The sequence below is a fragment of the Streptomyces sp. NPDC021100 genome (assembly GCF_044333095.1).
Taxonomy (GTDB): Bacteria; Actinomycetota; Actinomycetes; order Streptomycetales; family Streptomycetaceae; genus Streptomyces.
On the sequence record NZ_JBIRQH010000037.1, the window covers coordinates 1 to 13,624 of the forward strand.

The window sequence follows — 13,624 nt, forward strand, 5'->3', positions numbered from 1 at the left end:
CGGTTACATTCCGAACCCGGAAGCTAAGCCTTTCAGCGCCGATGGTACTGCATGGGGGACCGTGTGGGAGAGTAGGACGCCGCCGAACTAAATTTCAGAAAAGCTCTGGTGTTTGAACCTCGGTTCAGACGCCAGAGCTTTTTTGTTTTCCCAAAGAAATACGGAGTGTCATGCACGGTTAACGTCGTGCCACCATCATGGGAGTATGGGGACAAGGACAGCAGACCTCCTGGCAGCGGCCGGCGTCGGTATCGGTGACGAGGTGATCGTGCCCTCGTACGGCACCACCGACGTAGTCGAGGCCGTACGGGCCGTCGGAGCCGCGCCGGTGTTCGCGGACATCGACGCCTGGAGCTACTGCCTCGCGCCGGCCTCCGTCGCCGAGGCGATCGGGGAACGCACCGCCGCGATCGTCCCCCTGGACGTCTTCGGCCACCCCGCCGACGTGACGGCCCTTCAGGCCCTCGCCGGCGCCCGGCCGTTGCCCGTCATCCCGCACGTCGGACAGCGGCCCGCCGATTCCGCCGAAGCGCTCCAGCGGCGCCGGCACCACGCCGCCTACCTGGACGGCAGGCTGACTGGAGTCCTGACGCCCCGCACCGCGCCCGGCGTCGAACACCGCTACCACTCCTACGTCGTCCGCGTCCCCGGCAACGGACGGCCGGACCGCGACGCCTTCGCGCGGGCCCTGCGGGCGCGCGGCGTGCGGTGCTCCGTACCCGTCACCACGCCCATGCACCGGACGCCGGCGTACGCGCGGGATGTGAGGGACCTGAGCCTCCCCGAGACCGAGCGGGCCGCGGAGCAGTGCCTCGCCCTGCCCGTCGACGCCGGCATGACGCGTCGGGAACTGCGTCATGTGGTGGCCGCCTGCAACGCGTTGGGCGGGCTCCTGCCGTACGACGTCGCCGCCTGACCGGCGGGAAGGCGGCCGGATGGTCAAAAGTACGTCCGAGCATCCGGTATGCTTTATCTCGTTGCCGGCCCCAATAGCTCAGTCGGCAGAGCGTCTCCATGGTAAGGAGAAGGTCAACGGTTCGATTCCGTTTTGGGGCTCCACAAGAAAAGGCCCCCGCCTCACGGCGGGGGCCTTTTCCATACCCCTGAGGGCCCTGGGGCTCACTCCGTCGGCCGCTCCGGCATCCGCATGGCCAGGATCGCCATGTCGTCGGACGGCGGCTCGGCCGCGAAGCGCTCCACCGCGCGGAGGATGCGCGCCGAGACCGCGCCCGCGTTCAGACCCGTGCAGGTCGCGAGGACGTCGGCGAGACCGTCGTCGCCCAGCATGCGCGAGCCCTCGCGGCGCTCGGTGACGCCGTCCGTGACGCACAGCAGGACGTCGCCCGGGTCCAGGGTGACCGGCTGCTCGTACAGCTCCAGGTCGTCCATGACGCCCAGCAGCGGCTGCGGGTCGGCCGCCGGCTCCACCGTGCCGTCCGGGCGCAGCCGCAGGGGGAGCGGGTGGCCGGCGCAGACGACCTTGAGGAGGGCGCTGCCGTCCTCCTGCGGCCACAGCTCGCCGTACAGCAGGGTGAGGAAGCGGCTGCGGGCGCCCTCGTCCAGGATGGCCGCGTTGAGGCGCTCCAGGACCGCGGGGCCGCCGAAGCCCTCCCGGGCCAGCAGGCGCAGGGCGTGCCGGGCCAGTCCGGTGACGGCCGCGGCCTCCGGGCCGGTGCCGCAGACGTCGCCGATGGCGAAGCCGTACGCGCCGTCCCGGATCGGGAAGAGGTCGTAGAAGTCGCCGCCGACCTCGTTGCCCTCGCCCGCCGCGCGGTAGATGACGTCCACCTCGACGCCCGGCACGTCCGGCAGGCCCGGTGGGAGCAGGCTGCGCTGGAGGCTCTGGCTGATCGCCGTGCGCTCGCTGTAGAGGCGGGCGTTGTCCAGGGCCAGCGCGGCCCGGCGGGACAGGTCCTCGGCGAGCTCGACGATCTCCTGGCGGAAGTGGTCGTCGGTCGGCTTGCCGAGGGTGAGCATGCCGATCACGCGGTTGCGGGCCACCAGGGGCAGCACCACGGTCTCGCCGCCGACCGCCGCCGCCGTGGTGAGCGAGACGCCGGGGGCGGGTGAGGATTCCGGGACGTCGGTGAGCCCCACGCTCCGCAGCGAGCTGCGCAGCGCCTCCGAGTGCGCCGCCCGGGCGGGGGCCGTCCAGATGCGGGCGCCGGGGGTGGGGACGGGGTCCGGCGGGGCGACCTTGGCCAGCAGCGCCTTGAGACCGTCGATGAGGTCCTCGTCCTCGTGCAGGACGTAGGAGAGCTCCGGCTCGGAGGACTGGTCGGCGATGGTGTAGACGGCGCACCAGGTGGCCAGGGTCGGGACGGTCATCTGGGCCATCAGGGCCAGCGTCTGGTCCCGGTCCAGGGTGCCGGCCAGCAGGTCGGACGCTTCGACGAGGAAGGACAGCGAGCCGCGGCGCAGCCGTTCGAGTTCGCCGAGGCGGGCGGACTCGACGGCGAGGGCGATCCGGTCGGCGGCGAACTGGAGCCGTAGCGCCTCCTCGTTGCCGTACCGGTGCGGGGCTTCGGCGGCGACGCCGAGCGAGCCGGTGAGGCGGCCCTCGACCTTGAGCGGGACGGTGACGACGGAACGGAGGCCGGTGTCGGTGAGCAGGGGTACGGCCCCGGGGACCGCGTTGAGGTCGTCGTGGACGGAGGGCAGCCGGGCGGAGCCGTAGCGGCCGGTGCCGGCCTCGACGGGGACGCGGGCGAAGCGCTGCCGGGCGGAGGGCAGGCCGGTGGAGGCCCGTACCTCCAGCTCGGTCTCGTCGTCGGTGGCGAGGAGGAGGTAGGCGGCGTCGCCGTCGAGCATGTCGCGGGCGCGTTCGACGGTGCGCTGGAGCAGGCCGTCGAGGTCGTCGGGGGCGGGGGAGCCGATGAAGACCTCGAAGGGGTCGGCGGCGGTGCCGCGGTCCGTCGAGGCGTCGGCGCCGGAGGAGCGCGGCGGGCTCTGCAGCACGGCCCGCTCCTCGTCGCGGACCAGCAGGCAGACCGTCGAGGGCGCGCCCTCGTTGTCGCGGACGCGCAGGTGGGAGGCGTAGACGGGGATGACGCGGCCGTCGGCGCCCCTTATCCCGTACGAGCCCTCCCAGCGGGAGAGGCGGAGGGCCTCGGCGATGCCGGTGGAGGTGCCGGGGGTGTGCGGCCAGGCGGCGAGGTCGGCGAGGGGTTTGCCGGTCACCTGGTCGGCGGTGTAGCCGAAGAGGTGCGCGGCGTCGTCGTTCCAGGCGCTGATGCCGCCGGTGCCGTCGATCTGGACGACCGCGACGCGGACCCGGGGGTCGGCGACGGGGAGGGCCTCGACGGGCAGGGCGGGGCCGGCCGAGCGGGTGCCGGCGGGGCGGTCGTCGAGGTCGAGGCGGAACCAGACCTTCTTCTGGGTGGCGCCGTATTCGACGCCCCAGCAGGCGGCGAGGGCGGTGCAGAGCATCAGTCCGCGGCCGCCCTCGCGGTCCAGGCCGCCGAACTGGCGGGTGGGCGTCTGGAGCGGAAGCTCACGTTCGGGGTAGCGGTCGCTGACCTCGATGCGGACGCCCGCGTCCGTCCTGACGCAGAGGACGTCGGCGGAGGTGCCGGCGTGGACGACGGCGTTGGTGACCAGTTCGCTGGTCAGCACCACCGCGTCGTCGATGACGTCGGGGAATCCCCACCCCTGGAGGGTGTCCCGGACGAAGGCCCGGGCAGCGGCGACCGAGCGCCCGACCGGCTCGAAGGTGGCGGCTGCCCGCGCGGTGATCACAGCACTCCCCATTGGCCTCTCATCGCTCCCCCGAGTCCTGTGCCCGATTCCCATGACGACGATTCGTCCGCCAGGCTAAACCGTCGGCAGAGGGGATGGGGAACGATGGGGGAAGGACGGGGAACGCGAGCGGCGAATCCCGTAGGAAATGCGGGGGTGTGGAAGGGGGGCGGACGGGAGCGGAACCGTACGCGCTTTCCCCTTGGAATCAAGGGGGTGCGGAAGCGGTCGGGGGCCGTGTGGTCTGCGGGGACGGCTTCTGGGTAGGGGGCGTACGGGGAAGAGGAAAGTGCCGTCGGTATGTGCGGTTCCGCCGAAGCTCCGGCAAGCGTGAGTCAGGTTTTCCTGTTCATCTTTAACGAGCTGTCCCGTCACCTGGTTACGCTCTGACGGGCAGCCGCCCCGGTGCGCTTCAGTGAAACACTGGGAAAGCTGGAAGCGAAAACCCCTACGAGGATCAGCGACCCTGCGGGAGGGACACGGTGGAGTCTGGCGGAGCGACGCGGGGCACGAGCGCGCGCGCGAAGGGCGGACGGTCCCGGCCCCAGGGGACGACGGAGGTGGACAGCGCCGCGCTGTACCGCCTGCTGGGGGCGCTGGAGGCGATGCGGGACGGGAACTTCCGGCGCCGTCTGACGATCTCCGGCGACGGGGTGATGTCCGAGATCGCGGCCGTCTTCAACGAGGTCGCGGACCGGAATCTGCAGCTCACCGGCGAGCTGGCGCGGGTGCGCCGGGTCGTCGGGCGGGAGGGCAAGCTCACCGAGCGGCTGGAGGTCGGCTCCTGCGAGGGGGCCTGGGCCGCGGCGATCGACGCCTCCAACGCCCTGGTCGACGATCTGGTGCGACCGGTGTCGGAGGTCGGCCGGGTGCTGTCGGCGGTGGCCGAGGGCGACCTGGAGCAGCGGATGGACCTGCGGTCGCACGCGGCCGACGGTTCGGCGCACCCGCTGCGCGGCGAGTTCCTCAAGGTGGGGCGGACCGTCAACGGGCTGGTGGACCAGCTCTCCGCGTTCACCGACGAGGTGACACGGGTGGCCAGCGAGGTCGGTACCGAGGGCAAGCTCGGCGGGCAGGCGCGGGTGCGCGGGATGTCCGGTTCGTGGAAGGACCTCACGGACTCCGTCAACACCATGGCGTCGCGGCTGACCGCCCAGGTGCGGGACATCGCGCTGGTGACGACGGCGGTCGCCAAGGGCGATCTGTCCCGGAAGGTCACGGTGCACGTGGCCGGGGAGATGCTGGAGCTGAAGAACACCGTCAACACGATGGTGGACCAGCTGTCGTCCTTCGCCTCCGAGGTCACGCGGGTGGCCCGGGAGGTGGGCACCGAGGGGGAGCTCGGCGGCCAGGCCCAGGTGCCGGGCGTCGCGGGCGTCTGGAAGGACCTCACCGACTCCGTCAACCTGATGGCCGGGAATCTCACCGCCCAGGTGCGCGGCATCGCGCAGGTCACCACGGCGGTCGCCAACGGTGACCTGTCGCAGAAGGTGACGGTGAGCGCGCGCGGCGAGATCGCGCAGCTCGCCGAGACGATCAATCAGATGACGGAGACGCTGCGCACGTTCGCCGACGAGGTGACGCGCGTGGCCAGCGAGATCGGCGCCGAGGGGCTGCTGGGCGGCCAGGCGCAGGTGCCGGGCGCGGCGGGGACGTGGAAGGATCTGACGGACTCCGTCAACACGGCGTTCCGGAATCTCACCGGACAGGTGCGGGACATCGCGCAGGTGACGACGGCGGTCGCCAACGGCGATCTGGGCCAGAAGGTCACGGTCGACGTCTCGGGCGAGATGCTGGAGTTGAAGAACACCGTCAACACGATGGTCGATCAGCTCCAGTCCTTCAGTGGCGAAGTGACGCGCGTGGCGCGGGAGATCGGCGTGGAGGGCGAGCTCGGCGGCCAGGCGCAGGTGCCGGGGGCGGCCGGGACGTGGAAGGACTTGACGGACTCCGTCAACACGGCGTTCCGCAACCTGACCGGACAGGTGCGCAATATCGCGCAGGTGACCACGGCCGTCGCCAACGGCGACCTCGGGCAGAAGGTCACCGTCGAAGTGTCCGGCGAGATGCTCCAGCTGAAGAACACCGTCAACACGATGGTGGACCAACTGTCGTCGTTCGCGGACCAGGTGACCCGGATGGCGCGGGACGTCGGCACCGAGGGGCGGCTCGGCGGGCAGGCGCGGGTGGACGGGGTCAGCGGCACCTGGAAGGAGCTGACCGACTCCGTCAACTTCATGGCGGGCAACCTCACCTCTCAGGTGCGGCAGATCGCCCAGGTGACCACGGCCGTGGCGCGCGGTGACCTCTCCCAGAAGATCGACGTCGACGCGCGCGGCGAGATCCTGGAGCTCAAGAACACCATCAACACCATGGTCGACCAGCTCTCGGCCTTCGCCGACCAGGTCACGCGGGTGGCCCGGGAGGTCGGTACGGAGGGCCGGCTCGGGGGTCAGGCGCAGGTGCCGGGCGTCGCGGGCGTCTGGCGGGACCTCACCGACTCCGTCAACGGCATGGCCGGCAACCTGACCGCCCAGGTGCGCAACATCGCCCAGGTCGCGACGGCGGTGGCGCGCGGCGACCTGTCGCAGAAGATCGACGTCGACGCGCGCGGCGAGATCCTGGAGCTGAAGAACACCCTCAACACGATGGTCGACCAGCTCTCCTCGTTCGCCGAGCAGGTGACCCGGGTGGCCCGGGAGGTCGGCACCGAGGGCATCCTCGGCGGCCAGGCCGAGGTGAAGGGTGTCTCGGGCACCTGGAAGGACCTCACCCAGTCCGTCAACTTCATGGCCAACAACCTGACGTCCCAGGTGCGGAACATCGCCGAGGTGACGACGGCGGTGGCCATGGGCGACCTCTCGAAGAAGATCACGGTCGACGCCAAGGGCGAGATCCTGGAGCTGGTCACCACCGTCAACACCATGGTCGACCAGCTGTCGGACTTCGCCGAGCAGGTGACGCGGGTGGCGCGTGAGGTCGGCACCGAGGGGCAGCTCGGCGGTCAGGCGCGGGTCCGGGACGTGACCGGCATCTGGAAGGACCTCACCGACAACGTCAACCTGATGGCCAACAACCTGACCAGTCAGGTGCGCAACATCTCCCAGGTGGCCGGCGCGGTCGCCAACGGCGACCTCACCAAGAAGATCACCGTAGAGGCGCGCGGCGAGGTGGCGCAGCTCGCCGACACCGTCAACACCATGGTGACCACGCTGTCGTCGTTCGCCGACGAGGTGACGCGGGTCGCGCGGGAGGTCGGCACGGAGGGCCGGCTGGGCGGCCAGGCGCGGGTGCCGGGCGTCAGCGGCACCTGGAAGGACCTCACCGAGTCGGTGAACTCGATGGCCTCCAACCTCACCGGCCAGGTCCGCAACATCGCGATGGTCACCACCGCCATCGCCCAGGGCGATCTCACCAAGAAGATCGATATCGACGCCCGGGGCGAGATCCTCCAGCTGAAGACGACCATCAACACGATGGTCGACCAGCTGTCGTCGTTCGCCGACCAGGTCACGCGGGTGGCCCGGGAAGTGGGCACGGAGGGGCAGCTGGGCGGCCAGGCGCGGGTCCGCGACGTGGACGGCACCTGGCGCGACCTCACCGAGTCCGTCAACGAGATGGCCGGGAACCTGACCCGGCAGGTGCGGGCGATCGCCAAGGTGGCGACGGCGGTGACCCGCGGCGACCTGGACATGCGGATCAACGTGGACGCGGCCGGCGAGATCCTGGAGCTCCAGGACAACATCAACACGATGATCGTCAACCTGCGCTCGACCACCCTGGCCAACAAGGAGCAGGACTGGCTGAAGGGCAACCTGGCCCGGATCTCCGGCCTGATGCAGGGCCGCCGGGACCTGGAGGACGTCGCGCAGCTCATCATGAGCGAGCTGACGCCCGTCGTGGACGCCCAGCACGGCGCCTTCTTCCTGGCGATGCCGGCGGCCGAGGGGGAGAGCGGCGAGGACGCGTACGAGCTGCGGATGCTCGGTTCGTACGGCTACTCGATGGGCTCGATGCCGACCTCCTTCCGGCCCGGTGAGTCGCTGATCGGCACCGCGGCCAAGGAGAAGCGCACGATCCTGGTGGAGAACGTGCCCTCCGGCTATCTGAAGATCGCCTCCGGGCTGGGGGAGGCGCCGCCTGCCCATGTGATCGTGCTGCCGGTGCTGTTCGAGGGACAGGTGCTCGGGGTCATCGAGCTGGCCTCGTTCAAGCGGTTCACGCAGATCCAGCGGGACTTCCTCAGCCAGATCGCCGAGATGATCGGCACCAGCGTCAACACCATCAGCGTCAACACCAAGACGGAGATGCTGCTCAGGCAGTCGCAGGAGCTCACCGAGCAGCTGCGCGAGCGGTCGGCGGAGCTGGAGAACCGGCAGAAGGCGCTGGAGATCTCCAACGCCGAGCTGGAGGAGAAGTCCGACCGGCTGGCCCGGCAGAACCGGGACATCGAGGTCAAGAACACGGAGATCGAGGAGGCCCGGCAGGTGCTGGAGGAGCGGGCCGAGCAGCTCGCGGTCTCCATGCGCTACAAGTCCGAGTTCCTGGCCAACATGTCGCACGAGCTGCGCACGCCGCTCAACTCGCTGCTGATCCTGGCCAAGTTGCTGGCGGACAACGCGGACGGCAACCTCTCGCCGAAGCAGGTGGAGTTCGCCGAGACGATCCACGGGGCCGGGTCCGACCTGCTCCAGCTGATCAACGACATCCTCGACCTGTCGAAGGTCGAGGCGGGCAAGATGGACGTCAGCCCGACCCGGATCGCCCTGGTGCAGCTCGTCGACTACGTGGAGGCCACCTTCCGGCCGCTGACGGCGGAGAAGGGGCTCGACTTCTCGGTCCGGGTCTCGCCGGAGCTGCCGGCCACCCTGCACACCGACGAGCAGCGCCTCCTCCAGGTGCTGCGCAACCTGCTGTCGAACGCGGTCAAGTTCACCGACTCGGGGGCCGTCGAACTGGTCATCAGGCCGGCCGGCGCGGACGTCCCGGACTCGATCCGCGAGCAGCTGCTGGAGGCGGGCGCGCTGCGCGACCCGGACGGCGAGCTGATCGCCTTCTCGGTGACGGACACCGGCATCGGCATCGCCGCGAGCAAGATGCGCGTCATCTTCGAGGCGTTCAAGCAGGCCGACGGCACGACCAGCCGCAAGTACGGCGGCACCGGCCTCGGCCTGTCGATCAGCCGCGAGATCGCCCGGCTGCTGGGCGGCGAGATCCACGCGGCGAGCGAGCCGGGCCGGGGGTCCACGTTCACCCTCTACCTCCCGCTCGACGCGGCCGAGCCGGCGGCCGAGGGCTTCCCGCAGCTGCCCGGCGGGGAGAACACCGAGCAGCGGGCCCTGCCGCCGGGCGGCGGGGCGGCCGCGGACCGGCACGGCGGCGAGCCGCCGGCGCGCGGCGCGGCCGGGCTGTTCCTGCGCCGCCGGCGGGCCGCGCAGGCGGCGGCCGGCCAGGGCGCGGCGTCCGCGGGGGCGGTCCCGGCGGGCGGTGCGGACGGGCCGCGGCAGCCGGTGCCGGCCGCGCCGCGGGAGGAGTGGGTCGAGGACGGCGGTACGACGGAGACCCCCGGGTTCACCGGCTCGTTCCACGGCGAGAAGGTGCTGATCGTCGACGACGACATCCGCAACGTGTTCGCCCTCACCAGCGTGCTGGAGCAGCACGGGCTGACGGTGCTCTACGCGGAGAACGGGCGCGAGGGCATCGAGGTGCTGGAGCAGCACGACGACGTGGTGGTGGTCCTGATGGACATCATGATGCCGGAGATGGACGGGTACGCGACCACGGCGGCGATCCGCAAGATGCCGCAGTTCGCCGAGCTGCCGATCATCGCGCTCACCGCGAAGGCGATGAAGGGCGACCGGGAGAAGAGCATCGAGGCGGGGGCTTCCGACTACGTGACCAAGCCGGTCGATACTGATCAACTGTTGACGGTGATGAAGCAGTACATGAGCGCAGAGTGACGGACTCCGGATCGATCCTCCCCGTTTTCCTGACCGGGAGTGGCCGACGAGGTGTGGGACCGCGGCATTCCGGGAACTTTCACGTCCCGTGCCGCGTTTCCGCTACGTGCACAGTGACATCGCGGTGACAGGGTGTGGTGACAGGCGGGGTGCGGCTACCATGACCGGCACAAGGACGGGCGGCGCAAGGGAGTCGTCCCCTGGGGCGGCGCCCGGTGCACTTCCGGGGCGAGGAGGACGGGCCATGGTGCAGAAGGCCAAGATCCTCCTGGTCGATGACCGGCCGGAAAATCTGCTGGCGCTGGAGGCGATCCTCTCGGCGCTCGATCAGACACTGGTGCGGGCATCGTCAGGGGAGGAGGCGCTCAAGGCGCTGCTGACGGACGACTTCGCGGTGATCCTGCTGGACGTCCAGATGCCGGGCATGGACGGGTTCGAGACCGCGGCGCACATCAAGCGCCGGGAGCGGACGCGGGACATCCCGATCATCTTCCTCACGGCCATCAACCACGGCCCGCACCACACCTTCCGCGGCTACGCGGCCGGCGCGGTGGACTACATCTCCAAGCCGTTCGACCCCTGGGTGCTGCGCGCGAAGGTCTCGGTCTTCGTCGAGCTGTACATGAAGAACTGCCAGCTACGGGAGCAGGCCGCCCTGCTGCGCCTCCAGATGGAGAACGGCCAGGGCGCCGGCCGCCCCGCCGTCGGCGAACCCCCGGAGACCGCCGGGCTGCTCGCGGAGCTCTCCGCGCGGCTCGCCGCCGTCGAGGAGCAGGCCGAGGCGCTCTCCAAACAGTTGGACGAGTCGGCCGACGCCGCCGCGGTGGCCACCGCCGCCCACTTGGAGCGCAAGCTCAACGGCCTGCGGCGGGCCCTGGACGCCCTGGAGCCCGGCACGGGCAGTAATGTGCCGCCGGTGGCCTCGCAGAGCTGACGGCCGGAGGCCGGAAGACGTCTGACGGTGTGTCAGCCGTGGTCGTGCCCGGCCATGACACGAACGGACGAACGCCCGGGCCCACGTGTCCCGCCCGCCCGACGACGGTAACCTCGGCACCATGGCCTCACGTACGTCCGGCAAGGGTTCCCAGAGCACGGCGGGCACCAGGCAGCGCACCGGACGCGCCGGGGGAGCCGCCGCCAAGCCGCCCGCCAAGAAGAGCGCGGCGAAACCCGTCCAGAAGCGGCCCGCGGCCCGGCCGGCGCGCAAGGCACCCGCCAAGAAGGCGGCGCCGCCCCGCCCGTCCATGGCCGGCCGCGCCGGCCGCGGCCTGGCGCACGGCGTCGGCGCCCTTTTCCGGGGCGTCGGCCGCGGCGCCCGCAGCCTCGACCCCGCGCACCGCAAGGACGGCGTCGCGCTGCTCCTCCTCGGCCTGGCCCTGATCGTCGCCGCGGGCACCTGGTCGGGGCTGGAGGGGCCGGTGGGCGAGCTGGTGCGGATGCTGGTGACCGGTGCGTTCGGGCGGCTGGACCTGGTCGTGCCGATACTCCTGGGCATCGTGGCGATCCGGCTGTTCCGCCACCCCGAGCGGCCCGAGGCCAACGGACGGATCGTCATCGGCCTGTCGGCCCTGGTCACCGGCGTCCTCGGCCAGGTCCACGTGGCCTGCGGGACACCCGGCCGCGGCGAGGGATCACAGGCCCTGCAGGACGCGGGCGGCCTCATCGGCTGGGCCGCGTCCAAGCCGCTGGTCTTCACCGTCGGCGACGTCCTCGCCGTACCGCTGCTGGTGCTGCTCACCATTTTCGGCCTGCTGGTCGTCACCGCCACGCCCGTCAACGCCATCCCCCGGCGGCTGCGGCAGCTGGCGATACGGCTCGGGGTGCTCGAACCGTACCCCGGTGAGTACGCGGACCAGGCGGCCGAGGACACCGAGGACTATGCCGCCGAGTGGCGCGAGGCGCCGCCCAAGCGCCCCCGCCGTGCCGCCGCGAGCCGGTCCGCCGCGGAGCCGGACGGCGTCGAGGCCGCCGAGCAGGCCGCGCTGGAGGGGCGCAAGCGCGCCCGGAAGACGCCCGCCAAGAAGGCCGGCCCGGACGCCGTGGACCTCGCGGCGGCCGCCGCCGTGGACCTGGACGGCGCGGTGCTGCACGGCGTCCAGCCGTCACCGCTCATCGCCGGGCTCAGCAGCGGCATCCGGCAGGACACCGAGCGGACGCTCCCCGTGCCCTCCGGCCGGGACGACACCGCGCCCACCGTGGCCGTCCCCGACCTCACCAAGCCCGCCCCCGAGCCGCCGGCCGGCCTCCCCCCGCGCGCCGAACAGCTCCAGCTCGCCGGGGACATCACGTACGCCCTGCCCTCCCTGGACCTGCTGGAGCGCGGCGGGCCGGGCAAGGCGCGCAGCGCCGCCAACGACGCCATAGTGGCCGCCCTGACCACGGTTTTCGCGGAGTTCAAGGTCGACGCGGCCGTCACCGGCTTCACCCGCGGCCCGACGGTCACCCGGTACGAGGTCGAGCTCGGCCCCGCGGTCAAGGTCGAGCGCATCACCGCCCTCACCAAGAACATCGCCTACGCCGTGGCCAGCCCGGACGTCCGCATCATCAGCCCCATCCCCGGCAAGTCCGCCGTCGGCATCGAGATCCCCAACACCGACCGCGAGATGGTCAACCTGGGCGACGTGCTGCGGCTGGCGGACGCCGCCGGTGACGGCCACCCGATGCTCGTGGCGCTGGGCAAGGACGTCGAGGGCGGCTATGTGATGGCCAACCTGGCGAAGATGCCGCACGTCCTGGTCGCCGGTGCCACCGGTTCCGGAAAGTCGTCCTGCATCAACTGCCTCATCACCTCGCTGATGGTGCGGGCCACCCCGGAGGAGGTCCGGATGGTGCTGGTCGACCCCAAGCGCGTCGAACTGACCGCCTACGAGGGCATCCCGCACCTGATCACCCCGATCATCACCAACCCCAAGCGGGCGGCCGAGGCCCTGCAGTGGGTCGTCCGCGAGATGGACCTGCGCTACGACGACCTGGCCGCCTACGGCTTCCGGCACATCGACGACTTCAACGCGGCGGTGCGGCAGGGCAAGGTCGAGCCGCCGCCGGGCAGCGGACGCGAGCTGGCACCGTACCCGTACCTGCTGGTCATCGTGGACGAGCTCGCCGACCTGATGATGGTGGCGCCGCGCGACGTCGAGGACTCCATCGTCCGGATCACCCAGCTCGCGCGGGCCGCCGGCATCCACCTGGTGCTGGCCACCCAGCGGCCCTCCGTGGACGTCGTCACCGGCCTCATCAAGGCCAACGTCCCCTCCCGCCTCGCCTTCGCCACCTCCTCGCTCGCCGACAGCCGCGTCATCCTCGACCAGCCCGGCGCCGAGAAGCTGATCGGCAAGGGCGACGGCCTCTTCCTGCCGATGGGCGCCAACAAGCCGGTCCGGCTCCAGGGCGCCTTCGTCAGCGAGGCCGAGGTCGCCGCCGTCGTCAAGCACTGCAAGGACCAGATGGCACCGGTCTTCCGGGACGACGTCACGGTCGGCTCCGCCCGGAAGAAGGAGATCGACGAGGACATCGGCGACGACCTCGACCTGCTGTGCCAGGCCGCCGAACTGGTGGTCTCCACCCAGTTCGGCTCCACGTCGATGCTCCAGCGCAAACTGCGTGTGGGATTCGCCAAGGCGGGCAGGCTCATGGACCTGATGGAGTCGCGCAACATCGTGGGCCCGAGCGAGGGGTCGAAGGCCCGGGACGTGCTCGTCAAGCCGGACGAGCTGGACGGAGTCCTCGCACTGATCCGCGGGGAGACCGCCGGCTGACGGACGGCCGGGGCGGGCGCGCCGCTCCCGGCCGGCTCCCTTCCCGGGATCGCTCCGGCGTTTCCCGGGGCCCGCGTGGTGCCCGCGGGAAGGAGGGACGATGTGCCGCGGCCGGTACGGCAGAGCCGTCTGAGGCCCGGGTCTTCTGATGGCCTACAAAGACCGGCTTCC

At 71.3% G+C, this 13,624-nt stretch carries 5 protein-coding genes, 1 tRNA gene and 1 rRNA gene; 6 read left to right on the forward strand and 1 reads right to left on the reverse strand.

What is annotated here, in order from left to right:
• The 3 genes from rrf to ACH4PU_RS35535 all read left to right on the forward strand — a co-directional run.
• Positions 1-88: ribosomal RNA gene (gene rrf / locus ACH4PU_RS35525) — 5S ribosomal RNA — on the forward strand; the annotation flags it as partial.
• Positions 89-205: 117 nt separating this feature from the next.
• A complete protein-coding gene (locus tag ACH4PU_RS35530; protein WP_398281979.1) occupies positions 206-916 on the forward strand; it encodes a DegT/DnrJ/EryC1/StrS family aminotransferase in 711 nt (236 codons plus the stop codon).
• A gap of 67 nt (positions 917-983) precedes the next feature.
• Positions 984-1,059 (forward strand) — tRNA-Thr (locus ACH4PU_RS35535).
• A 60-nt stretch (positions 1,060-1,119) separates the two neighbouring features.
• Here the strand turns inward: ACH4PU_RS35535 and ACH4PU_RS35540 are convergent.
• Positions 1,120-3,738 (reverse strand): SpoIIE family protein phosphatase, encoded by a 2,619-nt coding sequence (locus tag ACH4PU_RS35540; protein ID WP_398282027.1) that lies wholly within the window; start codon positions 3,736-3,738, stop codon positions 1,120-1,122.
• Between the two features lie 482 nt (positions 3,739-4,220).
• On the opposite strand from ACH4PU_RS35540, the gene ACH4PU_RS35545 reads away from it, so the two are divergent.
• The 3 genes from ACH4PU_RS35545 (at position 4,221) to ACH4PU_RS35555 (ending at position 13,453) form a co-directional block, all read left to right on the forward strand.
• Entirely contained in the window at positions 4,221-9,698 is a 5,478-nt protein-coding gene (locus tag ACH4PU_RS35545; RefSeq protein WP_398281982.1) for a HAMP domain-containing protein, read from the forward strand.
• A 244-nt stretch (positions 9,699-9,942) separates the two neighbouring features.
• Entirely contained in the window at positions 9,943-10,632 is a 690-nt protein-coding gene (locus ACH4PU_RS35550) for a response regulator (RefSeq protein WP_351508801.1), read from the forward strand.
• Positions 10,633-10,753: 121 nt separating this feature from the next.
• A complete protein-coding gene (locus ACH4PU_RS35555; protein ID WP_398281986.1) occupies positions 10,754-13,453 on the forward strand; it encodes a DNA translocase FtsK in 2,700 nt (899 codons plus the stop codon).
• Positions 13,454-13,624 lie beyond the last annotated feature (171 nt).

What these genes read in the sequence shown, in the direction of transcription:
- ACH4PU_RS35530 (WP_398281979.1), top strand. Translation starts at nt 206, where the DNA reads ATGGGGACAAGGACAGCAGACCTCCTGGCAGCGGCCGGCGTCGGTATC.
- ACH4PU_RS35550 (WP_351508801.1), top strand. Translation starts at nt 9,943, where the DNA reads ATGGTGCAGAAGGCCAAGATCCTCCTGGTCGATGACCGGCCGGAAAAT.
- ACH4PU_RS35555 (WP_398281986.1), top strand. Translation starts at nt 10,754, where the DNA reads ATGGCCTCACGTACGTCCGGCAAGGGTTCCCAGAGCACGGCGGGCACC.